This window comes from Streptomyces sp. NP160 (assembly GCF_006335115.1).
GTDB lineage: Bacteria > Actinomycetota > Actinomycetes > Actinomycetales > Quadrisphaeraceae > Quadrisphaera.
In genome coordinates, this window is sequence record NZ_VDMJ01000010.1 from 35979 (window position 1) to 58041 (window position 22063).

21 protein-coding genes are annotated in these 22063 nt (G+C 75.6%); 10 read left to right on the forward strand and 11 right to left on the reverse strand.

Features of this window, described 5'->3' with window-relative positions; all coding sequences use genetic code 11:
• Positions 1-73: 73 nt before the first annotated feature.
• The 7 genes from FHN55_RS07615 to FHN55_RS07645 all read right to left on the reverse strand — a co-directional run bounded on the left by FHN55_RS07615 (position 74) and on the right by FHN55_RS07645 (position 7050).
• Positions 74-472 (reverse strand): cytochrome c oxidase subunit 4, encoded by a 399-nt coding sequence (locus tag FHN55_RS07615; protein ID WP_139711718.1) that lies wholly within the window; start codon positions 470-472, stop codon positions 74-76.
• Between the two features lie 7 nt (positions 473-479).
• Positions 480-2210, reverse strand: coding sequence for a cytochrome c oxidase subunit I (ctaD, locus tag FHN55_RS07620; protein WP_139711719.1), 1731 nt, complete (start codon positions 2208-2210; stop codon positions 480-482).
• Positions 2207-3187, reverse strand: coding sequence for a cytochrome c oxidase subunit II (gene coxB, locus FHN55_RS07625; RefSeq protein ID WP_218974437.1), 981 nt, complete (start codon positions 3185-3187; stop codon positions 2207-2209). Before coxB ends, ctaD begins: the two co-directional genes overlap by 4 nt.
• 145 nt (positions 3188-3332) lie before the next feature.
• Positions 3333-3944, reverse strand: coding sequence for a leucyl/phenylalanyl-tRNA--protein transferase (gene aat, locus FHN55_RS07630; RefSeq protein ID WP_218974438.1), 612 nt, complete (start codon positions 3942-3944; stop codon positions 3333-3335).
• Between the two features lie 107 nt (positions 3945-4051).
• Positions 4052-4402, reverse strand: coding sequence for an iron-sulfur cluster assembly accessory protein (locus tag FHN55_RS07635; protein WP_139711749.1), 351 nt, complete (start codon positions 4400-4402; stop codon positions 4052-4054).
• 79 nt (positions 4403-4481) lie between these two features.
• Positions 4482-5630 carry a glycerate kinase gene (locus FHN55_RS07640; protein WP_139711721.1) on the reverse strand — a complete coding sequence of 383 codons (1149 nt, stop codon included), beginning with the start codon at positions 5628-5630 and terminating at the stop codon, positions 4482-4484.
• A 1-nt stretch (position 5631) separates the two neighbouring features.
• The gene (locus FHN55_RS07645; RefSeq protein WP_139711722.1) at positions 5632-7050 is read right to left on the reverse strand and encodes a M20/M25/M40 family metallo-hydrolase; all 1419 of its coding nucleotides are present in this window, start codon (positions 7048-7050) and stop codon (positions 5632-5634) included.
• A gap of 66 nt (positions 7051-7116) precedes the next feature.
• Here FHN55_RS07645 and FHN55_RS07650 point away from each other — a divergent pair, with 66 nt between their 5' ends.
• Both FHN55_RS07650 and FHN55_RS07655 read left to right on the forward strand, forming a co-directional pair.
• On the forward strand, positions 7117-8160 hold the full coding sequence (locus FHN55_RS07650; RefSeq protein WP_139711723.1) for a cation diffusion facilitator family transporter: 1044 nt from the start codon (positions 7117-7119) through the stop codon (positions 8158-8160).
• A 14-nt stretch (positions 8161-8174) separates the two neighbouring features.
• The gene (locus tag FHN55_RS07655) at positions 8175-8774 is read left to right on the forward strand and encodes a DUF3043 domain-containing protein (RefSeq protein ID WP_139711724.1); all 600 of its coding nucleotides are present in this window, start codon (positions 8175-8177) and stop codon (positions 8772-8774) included.
• Between the two features lie 12 nt (positions 8775-8786).
• On the opposite strand, the gene FHN55_RS07660 is transcribed toward FHN55_RS07655, so the two are convergent.
• A complete protein-coding gene (locus tag FHN55_RS07660; protein WP_139711725.1) occupies positions 8787-9029 on the reverse strand; it encodes a hypothetical protein in 243 nt (80 codons plus the stop codon).
• 36 nt (positions 9030-9065) lie between these two features.
• Between FHN55_RS07660 and FHN55_RS07665 the strand changes: the two genes are divergently transcribed.
• From FHN55_RS07665 to FHN55_RS07680, 4 genes are read left to right on the forward strand one after another with little or no spacing between them, the layout of a single operon-like run.
• Complete coding sequence (locus FHN55_RS07665; RefSeq protein WP_139711726.1) at positions 9066-9683, forward strand: hypothetical protein; 618 nt, start codon at positions 9066-9068, stop codon at positions 9681-9683.
• A gap of 7 nt (positions 9684-9690) precedes the next feature.
• Positions 9691-11337 (forward strand): ABC-F family ATP-binding cassette domain-containing protein, encoded by a 1647-nt coding sequence (locus FHN55_RS07670; RefSeq protein WP_139711727.1) that lies wholly within the window; start codon positions 9691-9693, stop codon positions 11335-11337.
• Positions 11337-12056: a M50 family metallopeptidase gene (locus tag FHN55_RS07675; RefSeq protein ID WP_139711728.1), complete on the forward strand. Its 720-nt coding sequence runs from the start codon at positions 11337-11339 to the stop codon at positions 12054-12056. The genes FHN55_RS07670 and FHN55_RS07675 overlap by 1 nt, the downstream gene beginning before the upstream one ends.
• A gap of 25 nt (positions 12057-12081) precedes the next feature.
• Complete coding sequence (locus FHN55_RS07680) at positions 12082-13578, forward strand: leucyl aminopeptidase (RefSeq protein ID WP_218974439.1); 1497 nt, start codon at positions 12082-12084, stop codon at positions 13576-13578.
• Here FHN55_RS07680 and FHN55_RS07685 read toward each other — a convergent pair.
• The gene (locus FHN55_RS07685) at positions 13575-13931 is read right to left on the reverse strand and encodes an oxidoreductase (protein ID WP_139711729.1); all 357 of its coding nucleotides are present in this window, start codon (positions 13929-13931) and stop codon (positions 13575-13577) included. The genes FHN55_RS07680 and FHN55_RS07685 overlap by 4 nt on opposite strands.
• A gap of 95 nt (positions 13932-14026) precedes the next feature.
• On the opposite strand from FHN55_RS07685, the gene lpdA reads away from it, so the two are divergent.
• Genes lpdA through FHN55_RS07700 form a run of 3 tightly spaced genes read left to right on the forward strand, consistent with a single transcriptional unit; the run spans position 14027 to position 18272 of the window.
• A complete protein-coding gene (gene lpdA, locus FHN55_RS07690; RefSeq protein ID WP_139711730.1) occupies positions 14027-15403 on the forward strand; it encodes a dihydrolipoyl dehydrogenase in 1377 nt (458 codons plus the stop codon).
• A gap of 54 nt (positions 15404-15457) precedes the next feature.
• Positions 15458-17365, forward strand: coding sequence for a 2-oxoglutarate dehydrogenase, E2 component, dihydrolipoamide succinyltransferase (gene sucB, locus FHN55_RS07695; protein ID WP_139711731.1), 1908 nt, complete (start codon positions 15458-15460; stop codon positions 17363-17365).
• 16 nt (positions 17366-17381) lie between these two features.
• Positions 17382-18272 carry a TIGR01777 family oxidoreductase gene (locus tag FHN55_RS07700; RefSeq protein WP_139711732.1) on the forward strand — a complete coding sequence of 297 codons (891 nt, stop codon included), beginning with the start codon at positions 17382-17384 and terminating at the stop codon, positions 18270-18272.
• An 18-nt stretch (positions 18273-18290) separates the two neighbouring features.
• On the opposite strand, the gene FHN55_RS07705 is transcribed toward FHN55_RS07700, so the two are convergent.
• Positions 18291-19697, reverse strand: coding sequence for a protein kinase (locus FHN55_RS07705; RefSeq protein WP_180357699.1), 1407 nt, complete (start codon positions 19695-19697; stop codon positions 18291-18293).
• A gap of 69 nt (positions 19698-19766) precedes the next feature.
• Here FHN55_RS07705 and FHN55_RS07710 point away from each other — a divergent pair, with 69 nt between their 5' ends.
• On the forward strand, positions 19767-21050 hold the full coding sequence (locus FHN55_RS07710) for an NAD(P)/FAD-dependent oxidoreductase (RefSeq protein WP_218974440.1): 1284 nt from the start codon (positions 19767-19769) through the stop codon (positions 21048-21050).
• Here FHN55_RS07710 and FHN55_RS07715 read toward each other — a convergent pair.
• Positions 21019-22056: a Gfo/Idh/MocA family protein gene (locus tag FHN55_RS07715; protein WP_139711734.1), complete on the reverse strand. Its 1038-nt coding sequence runs from the start codon at positions 22054-22056 to the stop codon at positions 21019-21021. The two genes, FHN55_RS07710 and FHN55_RS07715, sit on opposite strands and share 32 nt — an antisense overlap.
• Positions 22057-22063: the final 7 nt, after the last annotated feature.

A 22063-nucleotide genomic window follows, 5' to 3' on the forward strand; every position in this document is an offset into this window, starting at 1 on the left:
TGCGGTAGCCGACGACGACGAGGGCCCCGGAGCGTGGTGCTCCGGGGCCCTCGTCGTCAGGCGGTGACGCGGCTCAGTGCGCGTGCGCCCCGCGGTAGAACTCGAACAGCCAGCCGACCAGGCAGACCATCGCGAGGATGCCGCCCAGCAGGGACATCCACCAGCCGACCGCCAGGCCGCAGACGACCAGTGCGATGCACAGGCCGATGGCCAGCGGCCACCAGGAGTGGGGCGGGAACACGCCCTGCTCGCCGGCACCGTCCGCGATCTCACCGAAGGCGTCGTCCTCGGGGCGCGGGTCGATGCGCCGCGAGGTCAGCCACAGGTAGGCGCCCATGAGGCTGGCGAGGCCGCCGGTGAGGAACAGGCAGACGGTTCCGACGGGCTCCCAGTCGGACAGCACGCCGTACACGACGGCCAGCGGGAGGAAGAAGAACGCCCCGCCGCCGAAGGTCCAGAACTCGGTCTTCACGGGTGCCTCACTTCCCCCGGAGGTCGGGCTCGCCGACCAGCTTGTCGAGCAGGTTCTGGTCGGGCGTGGCGCGGTCTGCCGCTGCCACCTCCGGGTGGTGCAGGTCGAAGGCGGGCGACTCGCTGCGGATGCGGGGCAGCGACGTGAAGTTGTGGCGCGGCACCGGGCAGGCCGTGGCCCACTCGAGCGAGCGGCCGAAGCCCCACGGGTCGTCGACCTCGACCTTGGGCGAGCGCACGCCCTTGTAGACGGCCCACAGGAACGGGATGAAGGAGGCCGCGAGGATGAAGGAGGCCACGGTCGACACCTGGTTCATCCACGTGAACTGGTCCGTCGGCGAGTAGTCCGCGTAGCGGCGCGGGAAACCGCGCACGCCCAGCCAGTGCTGGATGAGGAACGTGCCGTGGAAGCCCACGAACAGCAGCCAGAAGTGCCACTTGCCGAGCTTCTCGTCGAGCATCCGCCCGGTCCACTTCGGCCACCAGAAGTAGAAGCCGGCGAACATCGCGAACACCACGGTGCCGAACACCACGTAGTGGAAGTGCGCCACCACGAAGTAGCTGTCCGAGACGATGAAGTCCAGCGGCGGGCTCGAGAGGATGATGCCGGTCAGGCCGCCGAACAGGAACGTGATGAGGAAGCCGATCGACCACAGCATCGGCGTCTCGAAGGTGATCGAGCCGCCCCACATGGTGCCGATCCAGTTCACGAACTTCACGCCCGTGGGCACCGCGATGAGCATCGTGGTGAAGGCGAAGAACGGCAGCAGCACCGCGCCGGTGACGTACATGTGGTGCGCCCACACCGCCACCGACAGGCCAGCGATCGCGATGGTCGCGTAGACCAGCGACTTGTAGCCGAAGAGCGGCTTGCGGCTGAAGACCGGCAGGACCTCGCTGATGATGCCGAAGAACGGCAGCGCGATGATGTACACCTCGGGGTGCCCGAAGAACCAGAACAGGTGCTGCCAGAGGATGGCGCCGCCGTTCTCGGGGTTGAACACCTGCGCCTGGAAGATGCGGTCCGCGGCGAGCGCGAACAGCGCGGCGGCCAGGGCCGGGAAGGCCATGATCACCAGGACGCTCGTGATGAGCACCGTCCAGGTGAACAGCGACATGCGCCACATGGTCATGCCGGGCGCGCGCATGCAGATGATCGTGGTGATGAAGTTGACGGCGCCGAGGATGGTGCCGAACCCGCTCATCGCCAGGCCGAGCACCCACAGGTCACCGCCGATGCCCGGGGTGAAGGAGTCGTCCGAGAGCGGGCTGTAGGCGAACCAGCCGAAGCTCGCGGCGCCGGCCGGGGCGAGGAAGCCCGCCATGACGATGAGCGAGCCGAACAGGAACAGCCAGAACGACAGCATGTTGAGGCGCGGGAACGCCACGTCGGGCGAGCCGATCTGCAGCGGCATGATCGCGTTGGCGAAGCCGGCGAACAGGGGCGTGGCGAAGAGCAGCAGCATCACGGTGCCGTGCATGGTGAAGAGCTGGTTGTACTGCTCCGCCGTCTGCACCACCTGCAGGCCGGGCTCGAACAGCTCCGCCCGGATGAGCAGCGCCATGACGCCGCCCATGAGGAAGAAGATGAAGCTGGAGATCATGTACATCGCACCGATGACCTTGTGGTCGGTGCTCGTGACCCACTTGACGACGATGCGGCCCATCGACTCGCGGTCGCTGATGGCGCGTGACCGCGAGGCGGCGGCGACGCCGCCGGCCTCGTAGTAGGTGGTCATCCGTTGCTCCCCTCAGCGTTCTGACCGCCGGCGTTCTCGCCCTGCTGGTCCTCGACCTGGTCGCCGCCGCCCGGCACGTTGCTGTCCTCGCCCAGGCTGTGCGCCGGGCCGATCTCCGGCCCGAGCTGGCCGACGTTGCCGGCGGCGCGCAGCTCCTCGAGGCGCTGCTGGTAGGCCTCCTGCGACACCACCGCGACCTTGAAGATCATGCGGCTGTGCCCCTCACCGCAGAGCTCGGCGCAGCGGCCGATGAACGTGCCCTCCTTGGTGGGGGTGATGCTCATGTAGTTGGTGCGCCCGGGGATGACGTCCTTCTTGTAGGAGAAGGCCGGCACGTAGAAGTCGTGGATGACGTCGCGCGCGGTGAGCGTCAGCTCGATCTTCTCGTTCACGGGCAGGTACAGCGTGGAGATCGTGCCCGGCGCGTCGAAGTCGAGGCCGTCGGGCGTCTCCTGCGCCTGGATGCCGGCGTCGAAGACGCCCGCGTCCGTGTAGTTGAAGTCCCAGCCCCAGCGCTTGCCGACCACCTCGATGTTCACCGCGGGCTCGTCGTAGCGGTTCTCGAGGATGTGCTGGTCGCGGGCGGTGAAGTAGAAGAGCACGCCCACCATGAACAGCGGCATGATCGTGAAGAGCATCTCGACCGGCACGTTGTAGCGCAGCTGCGGGGGCAGGCCCGCCTCGCCGCGACGCCGCCGGAACTTCACGATGCAGTAGATGATCAGGCCCCAGGTGATGACCCCGACCGCGAGCGCGGCGATCCAGGAGCCGACCCACAGGTTCTCCGACAGGTCCGTCGTGGTGGTGGCGCCCTCGGTCTCCGGCGGCAGCCAGCCCCGCGCGACGTCGGCGTTGACGGCGGCGGTGCAGCCGGTGGTCACGAAGGTGGCGGAAGAGGCGATGACGGCCCAGGCGACGGCCGCCTTCGCGGTCCCCGACCTGCTCCTCGTCGTCCGCGTGCGGTGCTGCTGCGACACGTGCGCTCCTGCTCGTCTGGAGGCCCTGGTGCCACCCGCCGCGTGGGCGCCGCGGCGAGGACCCGGATCGACGGCACAGTACCGCGCGGTCACCCTGGCAGCCCCGCCTGGGGCGCCCCCGCGACGCACCTGTGACCTGCCCCACTCACCACGCCGGGTGGGGAGCCTCCAGCGCCGTCCGCAGCCGCGCCGCGTACTCGCGCCGCGAGACCTCCACCACGCCGAGGGAGGCGAGGTGGTCCGTGCGCCACTGCACGTCGAGCAGGCGGCGCGGGTCGCCGTCCGCGCGGAGCACGGCCACGAGCCGCACCAGCGCCACCTTGGAGGCGTCGGTGGCGCGCGAGAACATCGACTCCCCGGCGAACAGGCCGCCCACGGACACCCCGTACAGGCCGCCCACCAGCCGCTCCCCCGGCGACCCGTCCCAGACCTCCACCGAGTGCGCCCAGCCGAGGCGGTGCAGGCGCCCGTAGGCGCGGGCGACCTCCGGGGTGATCCACCGGTGCGGCCGCGCGGGGTCCGCGCACCCGGCGACCACGTCGTCGAAGGCGGCGTCCACCGTGGTGGCCAGGCGCACCACCGAGCGCCGCAGCGAGCGGGAGACGCGCAGCCCGTCCAGCGGCAGCACGCCGCGCGGGTCGGGGGTCCACCAGCCCAGCGGGCCGGCCCCTCCCCCACCCAGGCCCATGGGGAACATCCCCAGCCGGTAGGCCGCGAGCAGCGTCCCGGGCTCGAGGTCCCCCCCGGTGCCGGCCACCTCGCCGACGTCGTCCCCGGCCAGCGCTGCGGCCTCCAGACGCGCGAGAGCCGCCGCCAGCCCCGCGGCGAACGGGGACGGCGGCGGCTCCAGCGGGAGCGTGCGGCTCAGTGGAAGGAGTCGCCGCAGGCGCAGCTGCTCTGCGCGTTGGGGTTGTCGATGGTGAAGCCCTGCTTCTCGATCGAGTCGGCGAAGTCGATGACCGCGCCCTCGAGGTAGGGGCGGCTCATCTTGTCGACGATGACCTCGACCCCGCTGAAGTCGCGGGCGGCGTCCCCGTCGAGGAAGCGCTCGTCGAAGTACAGCTGGTAGATCAGGCCCGAGCAGCCACCGGGCTGCACGGCGACGCGCAGGCGCAGGTCGTCACGGCCCTCCTGCTCGAGCAGGCTGCGCACCTTCTCCGCGGCGACGTCGGTCAGCTCGACGCCGTGCTCCTTGGTGGTGGGCGTGTCAGCCAGTTCGGTCACGGGTCCTCCTCGCACAGGGGCTTGTCTGCGGGCTGCAACGCCGAGCGCGGCACCGCTGTTCCCGGCCAGGCTACGCCCGCTGCGGCCAGGTCAGGGCCACCTGGGCGGTCCTGGCGGCCAGGGCCGGGCCCGGCGCCGCCAGCGACGCCTCCAGCTCCTCCGGCCGCTCCACGACGGCGCGGGCCAGCGCGAGCCCTCCCGCCGCCGCCTGCGCGGCGTCCAGGCGGACCTGCCCCGCGACGACGACGACGGGGACGCCCGCCCCCGCTGCGACCTCCGCGGCCTGCGCGACGACCTTGCCGCGCAGGGACTGCCAGTCCAGGCAGCCCTCCCCGGTGAGCACCAGGTCGGCGGCGGCCGCGCGCTCGGCCAGCCCGACCGCCCGCGCCACGGCCCGCGCACCCGCCTCACGGCGGCCGCCGAGGACGAGCAGGCCGTGGCCGAGGCCGCCCGCCGCGCCGGCGCCGGGCAGGTCCGCGAGGCCGGCCGCGGCGGGGCACGCTTCCTCGACGGCGTCGCGCCAGGCCGCCAGCGCCTCCTCGAGCAGGTCGGCGTCGGCGGGCGAGGCGCCCTTCTGCGGGCCGAAGCCGCGGGCGGCGCCGTGCGGGCCGAGCAGGGGGACGTCGACGTCGGTGGCGGCGACCAGGTCGACCCCGGCCCAGGCCTCGCGCAGGTCGGCCAGCCAGGCCAGGTGATCGCCTCGAACCCCGCGCAGGCTCCCGCCGCCGGAGGCGAGCACCGCGTCGGGGGCGCCGGCCAGGGTGGCCAGCGCCCCGGCTCCCCCGTCGGTGGTGGCGCTGCCGCCCAGCCCCACGAGCACCCGCTGCGCCCCGGCCCCGCAGGCGGCGGCCAGCAGCGCCCCCACACCGGCGGTGGTGGCGGCCAGCGCGTCGCGCTCCGCGGCGGGACCGGGCGGCAGCAGGGCGGTGCCGCAGGCCAGGGCGGACTCGACCGCCGCCGTCGTCGTCGTGCCCCCGAGGAGCAGGACGGGCGCGGTGACGGGCCCGCCCAGCGGCCCCGTGGTGGGCACCTCGAGCCTGCGGGAGGCCGGGGCGGCGGCCTCGAGCACGTCGAGGAAGCCGGGGCCGCCGTCGGACAGGGGGCACAGGTCCACCTCGTCGCCGGGGCGCGCGGACAGCCAGCCGTCCGCCAGCGCCCGCGCCGCCTCGGGGGCGGACAGGGTGCCGGTGAACCCGTCCGGGGCGACCAGCACCCTCACCTCAGCGCTCCGGTGACAGGGAGTCCAGCAGCAGCGCCTCCGCGAACAGGGCGCGCTCGAAGACGGCCAGCGAGAGCGACTCGTCGTGCCCGTGGGCGCGGGTGTCGGGGTCCTCCACACCCGTGACCAGCACGGTGGCGCCCGGGAACGCCTCGACCAGCTCGGCGATGAAGGGGATCGACCCGCCGACGCCCGCGTGGACGACGTCGTCGGCGGAGGCCAGCCCCCACGCGCGGGCCAGGGCGGAGCGGGCGGCGTCGTACACGGGCCCGTCGACGTCGCCGGAGAAGGCCCGGCCGGACTCGTCCAGCTCCACCTCCACGCGCGCACCGAGCGGCGCGGTGGCGAGCAGGTGGTCGCGCAGCAGCCCGAACGCCTCGGCCGGCGCGAGACCCGGCGGCACGCGCAGGGACAGGCGGGCGCGGGCGGAGGGGGCCAGCGTGTTGGAGGCCTTCTCGATCGGCGTGACGTCCACCCCGATCACCGTGAGCGCGGCCCGGTGCCACAGGCGCTGGGCGAGGGGCCCGGAGCCGAGCAGGGCCACGCCGTCCAGCACCCCGGCGTCGGCGCGGAAGCGCTCCTCGGTGACCTCCGGAAGGCCGGTCGGCTCCGGCCCGTCGGTGGGGCGCAGGCCGGGCACGGCGATCGCGCCGTCGTCGTCGCGCAGGCGGTCCAGCAGCCGCACCAGCGCCGTGGTGGCGTCGAGCGCGGGGCCGCCGTACATCCCCGAGTGGACGGCGTGGTCGAGCGTGCGCACGGTGACGGTCGCGTCGACCAGCCCCCGCAGGCTCGTGGTCAGCGAGGGGGTGTCGACCGACCAGTTGTCGGAGTCGGCGACGACGACGACGTCGGGCCCGGCCGAGCCCGACCCGCCCGCGAGCGCCTCGCGGTGCTCGGCGAGGAAGGCCGAGAAGGACGGCGAGCCGACCTCCTCCTCCCCCTCGACGAAGACGACGACGCCGACGCCCTCGTCCGGGCCCCAGGTCGGCAGGAGCGCGCGCAGCGCCCCGACGTGCACGAGCACGCCCGCCTTGTCGTCGGCGGCGCCGCGGGCGAACAGGCGGCCGTCCCGCTCGGTCGGCTCGAAGGCGGGGCTGGCCCAGCCCTCCGGGGTGCCCGGCGGCTGGACGTCGTGGTGGGCGTAGAGCAGCACGGTGGGCGCGCCGGCGGGGGCGGGCCGGCGGCCGACCACCGCGGGCATCCCCGGGCTGCCGTCGGGCCGGGCGGAGGAGAGGACCCGCACGTCGTCGAGGCCGGCGGAGCGCAGGAGCTCCACGACGGCGGCGGCGCTGCGGTGCACCTGCTCGGGCGAGGTGGCGGAGACGCTCGGGATGCGGACCAGGGCCTCGAGGTCGGCGCGGACGCCCGGCAGGATCGTGCGGACGGCGTCTTCCACGCTGCGCGTCTGGGGGCTCGTCATGCACCCGACGCTACGACCGACGCCCCTCGGCGCGCGGAGCGGTCCGAGCAGGAGCAGGCTCAGCGCGTGCCTCAGGACACCGCTGCACCCTCCGCGCCCGCGTCCGACGGGCGACCCGGTGGCGAGAGCACGATCACCGTCCTCGTGGCCCTGGGCGCGAACCTCGCCGTGGCGGTGGCCAAGGGCGTGGCGGCCGTCATCACCGGCTCCGCGTCGATGGCGGCGGAGACGGCGCACTCCTTCGCGGACACCCTCAACCAGGTCTTCCTGCTCATCGCGCTGAAGGGCAGCACCAGGCCCGCGGACCGCGCCCACCCCTTCGGCTACGGCCGCGTCCGCTACTTCTGGGCGCTGCTGGCGGCGGGGTCGATCTTCGTGACGGGCGCGCTTTACTCCGCCTACGAGGGCGTGCACGCGCTGACGTCGGGCGAGCACGACGTCGAGTCGCCGCTCATCAACTACGTGGTGCTGGGCGTCGCCTTCGTCCTCGAGGGGGTCTCGCTGCTGCGCGGGCTGCAGCAGACCCGCGGCGAGGCCCGCCAGCACCGCCTCGGCTTCCGCGACTTCCTGCGCACCAGCGACGACCCGACCGCCACCACCGTGGTCTTCGAGGACTCCGCCGCCCTCATCGGCCTGGTGCTCGCCGCGGCCGGGAACGTCCTGCACCAGGTCACCGGCCACGCGTACTGGGACGGCGTCGCCTCGCTGGCCATCGCCGTGCTGCTCGCCGCCGTGGCCCTGCGCCTGGGGCTGGCCAACAAGCGCCTGCTCACCGACGTCCAGGCCGACCCGCGCCTGGTGCGCGCCGTGCTGGTGCACCTCGGCGACGAGCCCGAGGTCGAGGCCGTCGTCGACCTGCTCACCCTCACGCTCGGCACCGACAGCGTCCTGGTGTGCGCGCGCCTCGACCTGGACGACGACCTCGGCGCGGCGGACGTCGAGCGCGCGACGGTCCGCATCGGCGACGGGGTCAGGGAGGCGTTCCCCGACGTCGCCGAGGTCTTCCTCGAGCCCGTCCCGCGCCACGACCAGGGCGTGCGCGAGCGGGTGCGGTCGCGCTACGGCGACCGCCTGGCGGAGTACATGGTCCACGAGGCCAGCGGCTCTTGACCTACTCTTGACCCGTGTTCGGACGGACGAAGGAGCCGGCTGCGCCCGCCCAGCCGGCGGAGCAGCCCACGGCCACCCCGGGGCAGGGCAAGGGCCGGCCCACGCCGACCCGCGCCGAGCGCGAGGCGGCCAACCGCCGTCCCCTGGTCCCGACGGACCGCAAGGCGGCCAGCGCCAGCTCCAAGGAGGCCCTGCGGGCCGAGCGCCGCCGCGTGCAGCTGGGACGCGTCAACGGCGAGGAGAAGTACCTCGCCCTGCGCGACCGCGGCCCCGTCAAGCGGTTCGTCCGCGACGTCGTCGACGCCCGCCGCAACCTCGGCGAGTACTTCCTGCCGTTCGTCCTCGTGCTGCTGCTCGTGCAGCTGGGCGTGAGCAGCTCGGGCAACAACGTGCTGTTCCTGGCGTCCTACGCGCTGCTGTACGTCGGCCTCATCGCCGTCGTCGTCGACTCCCTGCTGCTCCGCCGGAAGGTGCGCCGGCTGGTGGAGGCGAAGTTCGGCCCCGAGGCCCTCGTGCGCACCGGGGTGGTCGGCTACGCCGTCATGCGCGCGCTGCAGCTGCGGCGCAGCCGCATCCCCAAGCCGCAGGTCGCCCGCGGCCAGCAGGTCGGCTGAGTCCCCGAGGGACTACTCGGCGGGTCGCAGCGGCATCGGGCCGTAGACCCGCGCGCCGTCGCGCAGCAGCACCGCCCCCTCGGCGCCCTCGCCCAGCAGCGCCCGCCACTGCAGTCCCACCCACGACTCCGCGTCCGCCTGGGCGCCGAACCCGGCCTCGGGCTGCTGCACGCCGGCGGGGGTGACCGGGCCCCCGTCGGCGTCCTCGAAGGCCCACGTCCACCGGGTCTGGGCTGAAGCGGGTGCGGCGCTCATGCCGCCACGCTAGGTCCGGCTGCGAGGATGTCGCGCGTGGGGCTGGGAGGCGGGCCGAGCGAGGCCGACGACTACGAGTGGGTCGACCTGTCGGCGCTGCGCGCCCGCAGGCCGCGGCGCCAGGAGGTCCCCGCTGCACCGGACCCGCTGGCGGACGCCCTGTGCGCGCTGCTCACCGACCGTCCGCTGTGGATGTCGCTGCCCGTGAGGCGCGTGCTCCTCGTGGACCTCGACAACCTCCGCGCCGGGCCCGCCCGCTGGCGGGCGCGGATGGCGGCCGTGGTGACCCTCGCCCGCCAGGCCGACACCGCGCACCTGGCCGGGCAGGCCGGCGCCGTGGAGCGCGCCCGCCCGCACCTCGCCGAGTTCGCCAGCCGCGCCGTGCCCGTGGCCGACGGCTCCGACGTGGCCGACCACGTGCTGCTCGAGGCCGCGGCGGCCGACGCGCGCGCCGCCCTGGACGCCGGCGAGGACGGTCCCCAGGTGCTCGTGGTCAGCAACGACGGCATCTTCGCCGCGCTCGCCGAGACCGGTCCGCTGCTCGTCCTGTCCCCCGGCGTCGACGCGCTGTCCGACCGCCTCGACGACGCCGCCACCGACGTCCTGGACCTGTCGGGGCTCGAGGCCGACGTGGTCTCCGAGCTGGCGGTGTGACGCAGCGGTGAGCGCGACCCTCGTGGCCCGGGGGCTCGCCGCCGGCCACGCCGACCGGACCCTGTTCAGCGGCCTGGACCTCGTGGTGGCCCCCGGCGACGTCGTCGGCCTGGTCGGCGCCAACGGCGCCGGCAAGTCGACGCTGCTGCGGCTGCTGGCGGGCGTCGACGACCCTGCTGCCGGCTCCGTGGTGCTCTCGCCCCCCGGCGCCGCGGTCGGCTGGCTGCCGCAGGAGGTCGACCGGCGGCCGGGCGAGACCGTGGCCGCGCACCTGGCCCGTCGGACGGGCGTGGCCGCGGCGCAGGAGGGGCTCGACGCGTCCCTGGCGGCCCTCGAGCGCGGCGACGCCGGCTCCGACGACGCCTACGCGGCGGCGTTCGAGCGGTGGATGGCCCTCGGCGCGGCCGACCTGGAGGACCGCGTCCCGGCGGTGCTGGCCGGCCTGGGCCTGGACGTGCCCACCGACGCCCCCATGACGTCCCTGTCGGGCGGTCAGGCGGCTCGCGCGGGCCTGGCGGCGCTGCTGCTGTCGCGCTTCGACCTGCTCCTGCTCGACGAGCCCACCAACGACCTCGACCTCGCCGGCCTCGCACGGCTGGAGCGGTTCGTGGCCGACCAGCGCGCCGGCGTCGTCGTCGTCAGCCACGACCGCGAGTTCCTCACCCGCACCGTGACCACCGTGGTGGAGCTCGACCTCGCCCAGCAGCAGGTCGGCGTCTACGGCGGCGGCTACGAGGCCTACCTCGAGGAGCGCGCCGTGGCCCGCCGGCACGCGCGCGAGGCGTACGAGGAGTACGCCGGCACGAAGGCCGGTCTGGAGGAGCGCGCCCGCACGCAGCGCGCCTGGATGGACAAGGGCGTCAAGAACGCCGTCAGGAAGGCCAAGGACCCCGACAAGGTCTCCAGGGCCTTCAAGCGGGAGTCCACCGAGAAGCAGGCCGCCAAGGCCCGCCAGACCGAGCGGCGCATCGAGCGCCTGGAGGTGGTGGAGGAGCCCCGCAAGGAGTGGGAGCTGCGCTACTCCATCGCCGCCGCGCCGCGCGGGTCGTCGGTGGCCGCGGTGCTGTCCGGTGCCGTGGTGCGCCGCGGGGGCTTCGCCCTCGGGCCGGTGAGCGCACAGGTGGACGCCGGGGACCGGATCGGCATCACCGGTCCCAACGGCGCCGGGAAGACCACGCTGCTCGCCGCGCTGCTCGGCCGGGCCGAGCTGGCCGGGGGGACGGCCTCCCTGGGCGCCAGCACGCAGGTCGGTGAGGTGGACCAGGCCCGCAGGTCGCTGGGCTCCCGGTCGGCGGGCCCGCTGCTGGAGGCCGTGCGCGCGCAGCTCCCCGACGAGCCGCCGCCGGCGGAGGTGCGGACGCTGCTCGCGAAGTTCGGCCTCAGGGGCGACACCGCGCTGCGGCCGGCGAGCACGCTCTCGCCGGGCGAGCGCACCCGCGCCGCGATGGCGGTGCTGCAGGCCCGCGGGGTCAACCTCCTGGTGCTGGACGAGCCGACCAACCACCTCGACCTGCCGGCCATCGAGCAGCTCGAGGAGGCCCTGGAGGCCTACACCGGCACGCTGCTGCTGGTCAGCCACGACCGCCGGCTGCTCGAGGCGGTGCGCCTGACCCGCCGCTGGCACGTCGAGGCCGGTCGGCTCAGCGAGCCGTGATGTGGCTGGCCGAGGCGTGGTCGCGCGCGACGGCGCTCGCGCCCGCGCTGCCGCTGCAGACCGCGGTGGTCACGGGCCTGGTGGCGCTGGCCGTGGTGGCCTGGCGGCCGAGCTGGCGGGCCTGGCGCACCGCCCTGGTGCTCGCGCACGAGGGCGGGCACGGGCTCGTCGCCGCCCTGTCCGGGCGCCGGCTGCGGGGCATCCGGCTGCACCCCGACGCCTCCGCGGTGACGGTGTCCGTGGGGCCGGCGCGCGGCCTCGGCGTGGTGGCGGTGCTGCTGGCGGGCTACCCCGCCCCAGCGCTGGTGGGCCTGGGCGCCGCGGCGCTGCTGGCCGCGGGACGCCCGGCGGCGGTGCTGTGGGCCGTGCTGCTCGCGCTCGCGCTGCTAGCGGTGCAGGTGCGCGGGTGGCGGGCGGTCGGTGCGCTGGCGGCCACCGCCGTCCCGACGGCCGCGGTGACCTGGTGGGCTCCGGCGCCGGTGCTGCAGGCGGTCGCGGCGCTGCTGGCGTGGGGCCTGCTGCTCGGCGCGCCGCGCGGCGTGGCCGAGCTGGCGCGGTCGCGCCGCGGCGGGCGGTCCCCCAGCAGCGACGCCGACCAGCTGGGCCGGCTGACGGGCGTGCCGGGCGTGGTCTGGGTGGGCCTGTTCGCGCTGGTCGTGCTCGTCGCGGCGGCCTGGGGCGGGTCGCTGCTGCTGGACCTGCCCCTCGTGCCGCGCTGAGAGGTCCCGGCTAGCCTCGGCTCGCGTGACGGAGATGCGCGCCTCGACCACCGCCCCCGCCCGCGCCAAGGCCGACGCGCTCGTGCTCGCTGTGGCCCCCGGGCCGCAGGTGCTGGGCGCCGAGGCCCTCCCGCGCCCCCTGCGCGCCGCCCTGTCCACCGACGCGCTGACCGCGCTCGGCGTGACCGGCAAGGCCGACGAGGTGGTGCGCGTCCCCGCCGGGGAGGGCGTGCGGGCCGCCGTCGTCGTCCTCACCGGCACCGGGCCGCTCCAGGCCGGCGCGGCCGGGGCGGAGCAGCTGCGGCGCGCCACGGGCGCCGCCGTGCGCACGCTGGCGGGTGTCGGGTCGGCGGCGCTGGCCCTGCCCGCCGACGACCTCGCCGCTGCCACCGCCGTCGCCGAGGGCGCGCTGCTGGGCGCCTACGCCTACCGCGCCCAGCGGGCCCGCACCGCGGAGAGCTCGAAGGCTCCGGTGGCGTCGCTGGAGCTGCTCACCCCGCTGGCCCGCGACAAGGCCCTCGCGGCCGCGCTGCAGCGCGCCGCCGTGCTCGCCGACGCCGTCTCCAGCGTGCGCGACCTCGTCAACGCCCCGCCGAACGAGCTCTACCCCGAGACCTTCGCCGCGTTCGCCCGCGACGCCGTCAAGGGGACCAGGGCGAAGGTCACCGTGCTCGACGAGGAGGCGCTGGCGGCCGGCGGGTACGGCGGCATCCTCGGCGTGGGCCAGGGCTCCGAGCGCCCGCCGCGCCTGGTCAGGGTGGAGCACGCCCCGACCCGCCCGAAGGCGCACCTGGCGCTGGTCGGCAAGGGCATCACGTTCGACTCCGGCGGCCTGTCGCTCAAGCCGCCGACCGGCATGGTCACCATGAAGTGCGACATGGCCGGCGCCGCCGCCGTGCTCGCCGCCGTGGTGGCCGCCGCCCGGCTCGACCTGCCGGTGCGCGTCACCGGCTGGCTCGCCCTGGCCGAGAACATGCCCTCCGGCACCGCCCAGCGCCCCTCCGACGTGCTCACCACCTACGGCGGGCGCACCGTCGAGGTGCTCAACACCGACGCCGAGGGCCGCCTCGTCATGGCCGACGCCCTCGTCGCCGCCGGGGAGGAGCAGCCCGACGCCGTCGTCGACGTCGCCACGCTCACCGGCGCCCAGGTGGTGGCGCTGGGATCGCGGGTCAGCGCCGTCATGGGCGACGACCCCCTGCGCACCGCCGTGCTCACCGCCGCCGAGCGCGCCGGGGAGCAGTTCTGGCCGATGCCGCTGCCGGAGGAGCTGCGCGCCTCGCTCGACTCCCCCGTGGCCGACATCGCCAACATCGGCGACCGCAACGGCGGGATGCTCGTCGCCGGCCTGTTCCTGCGCGAGTTCGTGCCCGCCGGGGCCGACGGCGAGCGGATCCCGTGGGCGCACCTCGACATCGCCGGGCCCGCCTTCAACGAGCACGGCCCGCACGGCTACACCGGCAAGGGCGGCACCGGGCACGCCGTGCGCACCCTCGTGGCCCTCGCCGAGGACCTCGCCTAGGCCCCGCCCTCCTCGCGGCGCTTGCGGGCGGTCCACTCCCGCATGCGCTGCGGGTAGCCGGTGAGGTTCACGTCGTACACGGGGATGCCGGTGCGGCGGGCGAAGTCGCGCGCGGTGGCGGGGTCGGGCACCCGGCGCCGCGTCCACTCGCCGTCCTGGGCGACGAGCACCAGCGTGGTGGGCGTCACGTTGGTGGCCGGCTCCACGTAGGCCTCGACGCCCGTGCGCGTGGCGGCGAACTCCGCCAGGTGCGCGGAGTCCGGGCCGGTGGGACGCCGACCGCCCCGGCCGGACCCACGGGAGGACGCCCGGGACGCCGAGCGTCCCAGGCCCAGGCGCGAGAACAGACCCACGCGGCACACGGTAACGGCGTCTGGGAGCATGTCAGGCGAGCGCGGCGCGGCAGGGATGCCGCCGTGCCGCCGACACGCGAGTGGAGGAGCCTCTGGTGGCCGAGACTGTCTACGACGTCGTCGTCCTGGGTGGTGGCAGCGGCGGGTACGCCGCGGCCTTCCGCGCAGCGGAGCTGGGGCTGAGCGTCGCTCTGGTGGAGAAGGACAAGCTCGGCGGGACCTGCCTGCACCGCGGGTGCATCCCGACCAAGGCCCTGCTCCACGCCGCGGAGGTGGCCGACGCCACCCGCGAGAGCGAGCAGTTCGGCGTCCGCGCCACCTTCGAGGGCATCGACATGCCGGCCGTCAACAAGTACAAGGACGGCACCATCGGCCGCCTGTACAAGGGCCTCCAGGGCCTGGCCAAGGCGCACAAGCTGACGCTCGTCGAGGGCGAGGGCAAGCTCGTCGCCCGCGACACCGTCGAGGTGAACGGGCAGCGCTACACCGGCAAGAACGTGGTCCTGGCCACCGGCTCCTACTCGCGGTCGCTGCCCGGCCTGGAGCTGGGCGGGCGCGTCATCACCAGCGAGCACGCGCTCCAGCTCGACCACGTGCCGGACAGCGTGATCATCCTCGGCGGCGGCGTGATCGGCGTGGAGTTCGCCAGCGCCTGGAAGTCCTTCGGCGCCGACGTCACCATCGTCGAGGCCCTGCCCCGGCTGGTGCCGGTCGAGGACGAGGCCGCCTCCAAGGCCCTCGAGCGCGCCTTCCGCAAGCGCAAGATCGGCTTCAAGACCGGCGTGCGCTTCTCCGGCGTCACCCAGGACGACTCCGGCGTCACCGTCTCGCTGGAGTCCGGCGAGCAGCTCAAGGCCGACTACCTGCTCGTGGCCGTCGGTCGCGGCCCGGTCACGGCCGGGCTGGGGTACGAGGAGCAGGGCGTCAAGGTCGAGCGCGGCTTCGTCATCACCGACGAGCGCCTGCGCACCGGCGTCGAGGGCCTCTACGCCGTCGGCGACATCGTCCCCGGCCTGCAGCTGGCCCACCGCGGCTTCGCCCACGGGATGTTCGTGGCCGAGGAGATCGCCGGCCTCAACCCCGTCCCCGTGGTCGACTCCGGCATCCCGCGCGTGACCTACTGCGACCCCGAGATCGCCTCGGTGGGGCTCTCGCAGAAGCAGGCCGAGGAGGCCTACGGCGACGACCAGGTCGAGTCCCTCGAGTACAACCTCGCCGGCAACGGCAAGAGCCAGATCCTCGGCACCCAGGGCTTCGTCAAGCTCATCCGCCGCAAGGACGGCCCCGTCGTCGGGTTCGTGGCGGTCGGCGCCCGCATGGGCGAGCAGGTGGGCGAGGCCCAGCTGATCGTCAACTGGGAGGCCTTCCCGGAGGAGGTCGCGCAGCTCGTGCACGCGCACCCCACCCAGAACGAGTCGCTCGGCGAGGCGCACCTGGCGCTGGCCGGCAAGCCGCTCCACTCGCACGCCTGAGCCGGCTCCCCCAGCCAGCACGAGCTCGACACCAACTTCGAGGAGACAACACACATGCCGTCCGTGGAGATGCCGGCGCTCGGCGAGAGCGTCACCGAAGGCACCGTCACCCGCTGGCTCAAGAGCGTCGGTGACACCGTCGAGGTCGACGAGCCGCTGCTCGAGGTCTCGACCGACAAGGTCGACACCGAGATCCCGTCGCCCTTCGCGGGCACCCTGACCGAGATCCTCGTCCAGGAGGACGACACGGCGGAGGTCGGCGCAGCGCTGGCCGTCATCGGCGACGCGTCCGAGGGCACCTCCTCGGGCTCGTCCTCCGGCGGCGCCTCCGAGCCCGAGCCGCAGCCCGAGCCGGAGCCCGAGCCCGAGGAGGCCCCGGCGCCGCAGGCCGAGGCGCCGAAGAGCTCCGGCGGTGCCTCCGGCGGTGGCGGCTCCCAGGCGGTGACGATGCCCGCGCTCGGCGAGTCCGTCACCGAGGGCACCGTCACCCGCTGGCTCAAGAGCGTCGGTGACACCGTCGAGGTCGACGAGCCGCTGCTCGAGGTCTCCACCGACAAGGTCGACACCGAGATCCCGTCGCCCTTCGCGGGCACGCTCACCGAGATCCTCGTCCAGGAGGACGAGACCGCCGAGGTCGGCGCCGAGCTGGCCCGCGTGGGCAGCGGCTCGGGCGGCTCGGACAGCTCGGACAGTGCGGGCTCCGGCGGCGAGGAGGGCGCCGACAGGGCGGCCGGCTCGCTGGCCGACGAGGTCGAGGAGCGCGAGAAGGCCGAGCAGCAGGCGATGGACACCGAGTCCGGCTCGTCCAGCTCGTCCAGCCCGTCCAGCTCGTCGCAGCAGTCGTCGTCGAAGCCCTCCCAGCAGGACGTCCCGGACCGCCAGGTGGCGCCGGAGGCGCCCGCCACCGCGAGCGGCGCCGAGCAGGCCAGCGAGGACTACAACAGCCCCGCCCCCCAGACCGGTGGGGGCGTGACGCCCCCCGTCGACCCGGGCAGGACCGCGCCGAAGGCGCCGGCCGACGTGTCGGCCTACGTCACCCCGCTGGTGCGCAAGCTCGCGGCCAACGAGGGCGTGGACCTGTCCACCGTGACGGGCACCGGAGTCGGCGGGCGCATCCGCAAGGAGGACGTGCTCAAGGCCGCCGAGGCCGCGAAGGCGAAGGCCGCCCCGGCGCCGGCTGCGCCGTCGTCCTCGTCGTCCTCCTCGTCGGCGCCGAAGGCCCCCGCGGCCCCGAGCATCTCCGCCAAGCGCGGCACCACGGAGAAGATGAGCCGCCTGCGCAAGGTCATCGCGCAGCGCATGGTCGAGTCGCTGCAGGTCTCCGCGCAGCTGACCACCGTCGTCGAGGTCGACGTCACGCGCATCGCCAAGCTGCGCGAGCGCGCCAAGGACGCCTTCAAGGCCCGCGAGGGCGCCTCGCTGAGCTACCTGCCCTTCATCACCCTGGCCGCGGTCGAGGCGCTGAAGCAGTACCCGCAGGTCAACGCCAGCATCGAGGGCGAGTCGATCGTCTACCACCCGCAGGAGAACATCGGCATCGCGGTGGACACCGAGCGCGGCCTGCTCGTGCCCGTGGTCAAGGACGCCGGCGACCTCAACCTCGCCGGCATCGCCCGCAAGATCGGTGACCTCGCCAAGCGCACCCGCGACAACAAGGTCACGCCGGACGAGCTCGGCGGCGGCACCTTCACCATCACGAACACCGGCAGCCGCGGCGCCCTGTTCGACACCCCGATCATCAACCAGCCGCAGGTGGCCATCCTCGGCACCGGCGCGGTCGTCAAGCGGCCCGCCGTGGTGACCGGCCCCGACGGGGACGACGTCATCGCCGTCCGGTCGATGATGTACCTGGCGCTCTCGTACGACCACCGCCTGGTGGACGGCGCGGACGCCGCGCGCTTCCTCGTGGCGCTCAAGGCGCGCCTCGAGGACGGCGCGTTCGAGGCCGAGCTCGGCCTCTGACGGGACTGGGAGCAGCGTGAGGATCGTCGCGGCCGGCGCGTCCGGCATGATCGGCGGGCCGCTGGTCCGCTGGTGGCGCTCGGCGGGCCACGACGTCGTCACGCTCGTGCGCCGGGCTCCCACCGCACCCCACGAGGTGCAGTGGGACCCGGCGTCCGGCCGGCTCGACCCGGCCCTGCTGGGCCGGGTCGACGCCGCCGTGAACCTCGCGGGTGCCGGGGTGGGCGACCGCCGGTGGACGGAGTCCTACCGGCGGACCGTCGTGGAGTCGCGCACGTCGTCCACCGCCACCCTCGCGCGGGCGCTGGCCACCCTCGACGAGCCACCGCGCGTGCTGCTGCAGGGCAGCGCCATCGGCTACTACGGCGACCGGGGGGCCGAGGCGCTCGACGAGACCTCCAGCGCCGGGGAGGAGTTCCTGGCCCGCTGCTGCGTCGCGTGGGAGGCGGCCGCCGCTCCGGCGCGCGCCGCCGGCATCCGGACCGTCTCGCTGCGCACCGGCCTGGTCATGGCCTCCAGCGGTGGGGCCTTCGGCCAGGTGCTGCCGCTGGTCAGGCTCGGGCTGGGCGGTCCGCTGGGATCCGGGCGCGACTGGTGGTCGTGGATCTCCCTCGAGGACGAGCTGCGCGCCATCGACCACCTCCTGCACGTCGACGTGTCGGGGCCCGTGAACCTCGTGGCCCCCGACCCCCGGCCGAGCGGCGAGATCATCAAGGCCTTCGCCGCGGCGCTCCACCGTCCCGCGGTGCTGCCGGTGCCCGCCGCCGCGCTGCGCGTGGCGCTCGGGGGGTTCGCCGAGGAGGTGCTCGCCAGCCGGCGCCTCGCGCCGCAGGTGCTGCTGGACAGCGGGTTCCGCTTCAGCCACCCGGACCTGGAGTCCGCGGTGCGCTGGACGCTCGCCCACTGACCACCGCACCCCGGCGGGTCACGCCGTCCCCGCGACCTTCCACTGCCCGTCCTCCCGGAGGAGCAGCAGCCGCGAGGTGACGGGCCCGCTCTCGGGCACGTCCACCGCCCGGTCGCCGGTGAGCACCCGGTGGGCGCTCACCTCCGTCACCACCCGCACCCACGCCCGGTCCCCGTCGCGCGCCTCCACCGCCGCGGACAGCACCCGTGCCGTGGCGCCCTCGAGAGTGCTGCCGGCCAGGCCCGCGATCAACCGGGCGTCGGCGCGCGCGGGCTCGGAACCAGCGACGTCGACGCGGTCCAGCAGGGCCTGGTCGTGCTCGAGCACCGCCCTCCACCGCAGGTCGGCGAGGGCGTGGACGGCGTCGGCGGGGTCGGCCGAGGTCAGGCCCGGCTCCGGGCGGGGCACCGCTCCCAGCGCTGCCGCTCCCCCGGTCACCAGGGCCAGGGCGACCAGGCCGCCCGCCCAGCGCAGCGGGTGGCGGGCCAGCGCCCCCGTCAGCCGGCCGCGCAGTCCCCGGGGTGCGTCCGCTGCCGCGGTGCCGCCCGGCGCGGGAGCGGTGCGCACGGCCGTGCGCCGGATCCGCTGGGTGATGGCCGTCCCCGCCGCGCCGGACGGTGCGGCCACGGACCCGGGTGAGCCGATCGGCACCGGACGGGCGACCTCCCAGCAGGCACGGGCGAGGTCGCCGGCACCCGCGCCTGACGGCTCTGCGACCAGCGCCGCCCGCAGCAGCTCCGCGAGCTCCCGCCGCTCCGCGTCGTCCGCGGCCTGGTCACTGGGAAGCTGACCGAGCGCCTGCAGGCCGAGGCGGGCGAGGTCGCGCACGTCGTCGCCCGGCCGGTGGGCGGGCTGCCGGGGCCGGGCATCCCCGGCGCGCCGGCGCAGCTCGCGGCGGCGCAGGCCCTCGGGAACGGCGGATCGAGCGCCGCCCCAGCCGAGCAGGAGCGGCAGGCCGGCGTGGTCGAGCAGCACGCCCTCGGCGCAGACCTCCCCGTGCACCAGACCCGCCTCGTGGAGGACGGCCAGCGCGCTGCCCACCCCCGCGACCAGCACCGCCACCTCCCCCGGCAGCAGGTGCAGCCGCTCGGCCAGCAGGTCGGCCAAGGACCCGCCGGCCACCGGGCCGAGCACCTGCACGGCACCCTCGCGGCAGCGCACCACCCGCTGCAGCGGCAGGAGGTGGGGGTGCACCAGGCGCCGCCGCAGCGTCGCCTCGTCGAGGCTCGCCAGGGGCCCCGTGCCGCCCGCGGGACGCACCCGCTGCACCAGCACGTCCCGCCCGTCCTCGTCCAGCGCCCACCAGGCCGCGGGGCGCCCGGGCACCGGGGGTGCGAGCAGCACGCCCACCAGCAGACCGGGGACCTGCGGTGCCGAGGGCACCGAGGACCCCGCCGGGGATCTGCGGGCGCGCGAGGTGATCACCGGCCCACCCTGCCCGCCGCACGCCACCTCCCGCTGGCGCCGACGGCGAGCCTGTGGACAACTGGGGCCGTGGATCACGAGCGGGACGTGGTGGTGGTCGGTGCGGGCCTGGCGGGTCTCGCGTGCGCGCTGCGGGTGGCCGGCACCGGTGCCGACGTGCTCGTGCTGGAGGCCGGTGACGGCCCCGGAGGCCGGGTGCGCACCGACGACGCCGGCGGGTTCCGCGTGGACCGCGGCTTCCAGCTGGTCAACCCCGCCTACCCGGCGCTGCGCCGCGTGCTCGGCGAGGACGGGATGGCGGACCTGGCCCTGCAGCCCTTCGGCGCGGGCGCCGCGGTGGCCATCGGGGGGCGCCGCCACGTGCTCGCCGACCCGCGGCGACTCCCGACGGCGGCGCTGTCGTCCGTGCTGGCCCCGCTCGGCTCTCCGGTCGAGAAGGCCGCCTTCGTCGCCTGGGCGCTGGGCGCCGCGACCGCCGACCCGCGCGCGGTCAGGGACGGCGCCGACGAGCCGCTGGCCAGCGCGCTCGACAGGGCGGGGGTGCGCGGGAGGCTGAGGACGGGTGTGGTGGACCCCTTCCTGGCCGGGGTGCTGGGCGACGACGAGGGGCGCACGTCGGCGTCCTTCGCGCGCCTCGTGGTCCGCTCGTTCGTGCTGGGCACGCCGGGCGTGCCCCCGGACGGCGTGCAGCGCCTCCCGGGCCTGATGGCCCGGCGCCTGGCCGCCCTGCCGGGCACCGAGCTGCGTCCGCGCACCTCCGTGCGCGCGGTGCGCCGGAGCGCCGGTGGGGTGCGCCTGCGGACGGACGACGGCGAGGTGGCCGCCCGCGCCGTCGTCGTCGCCACCGACGCCTGGACGGCGGCCCGGCTGCTGCCCGGGCTCGACGTGCCCGCTCCCCGCGGCCTCACCACGTTCTGGCACGAGGCGCCCGAGCAGCCCGCGGCCCGGTCGCGGGCCCGGCTCCTGCACCTCGACGGCGACCGGCGCGGGCCGGTGGTGAACAGCGCCGTGATGACGGCGGTGGCGCCCGGGTACGCACCGACCGGCCGCCACCTCGTGGCGAGCACCGTGCTGGGCGCGGACGAGGTGGCCGAGCCCGTGGTGCTGCGCCAGCTCGAGCACGTGTGGGGGCAGGGCACCGCCGACTGGGAGCTCGTCACCACCAGCTCGGTGCCCCACGCGCTGCCGGCGCTGCTGCCGCCCCTGCGCGCCCGGCAGGACCCGGACCTCGGCGACGGCGTCTACGTGGCCGGCGACCACCGCGACACCGCCAGCCAGCAGGGCGCGCTGACCTCCGGACGGCGGGCTGCCGGCGCCGTGCTCAGCGCGCTGGGCCTGCGTCCGGCAGCGTGACCACGCGCAGCTCGGCGGCGCTGGCGCGGGCGGCGTCGAGCACCCGGGCCACGTGCAGCGACTCCCGCGGAGGCACGGGCACCGCCGCGGGGTCGCCCTCGGCGACGGCCCGGGCCACGGCGCGGTAGAAGTCGGCGGGCTCGCCCGGCGCGGTCGGCACCGGCCGGCGCTCGGCGCCCGCCACCACCCAGCCCGTGCAGCGCGGCGCGTCGGTGAAGCCGGTGAACGCCGCCGGCTCGCCCTCGAAGTCGGTGACCACGTACGCGCCCGCCGTGCCGAGCAGGCGGGTGCGCGGCCCCGGCGCCCCGACCAGCGAGCCCACCGCCAGGTGCGAGCGCACCCCGCCGGCGTGGGTGAGCGCGAGCACGGCGTCGTCCTCGGACGGCGTCGTGCGCGCGGTGAGCTCGGCGTAGACGGCGCTGACGGGGCCGAAGAGGTCGACCGCGGCGTCGACCACGTGGCTGCCGAGGTCGAGCAGCAGCCCACCGCCCTCGGACGCGGGCGCGTTCTCCCGCCAGCGCTGCTTGGGCACGGGGCGCCACCGCTCCCAGCGGCGCTCGAAGCGGAACGGCCGTCCCACCTCGCCGCGCTCGAGCAGCCGCCGCAGCGTGCGGTGCTCGTCGGAGTGGCGCCGGTTCTGGAAGGTGGTCAGCACCGTCCCGGCGGCCTCGGCGGCCTCCACCACCCGCTGCGCCTGTGCGGCGTCCACCGCGAGGGGCTTGTCGACGACGACGGCGAGGCCCGCGGCCACGCACGCCAGCGCCTGCTCCGCGTGGACGCCCGACGGGGAGGCGAGGACGACCACGTCCACGCCGGCGCCGGGCGCCGCCTCGAGCAGGGCGTCGAGGTCGGGCACCACGCGCGCCCCCGGGAGGTCCGAGCGGACCGCCGCGCTGCGCACCGCGTCGCGGGTGGCCACGACCGCCACCTCCGCGCCGGCGGCCCGCAGCAGCGGGACGTGGAAGGAGCGACCTGAGTCGCCGTACCCGACGAGGCCCACACGCACCGGCCTA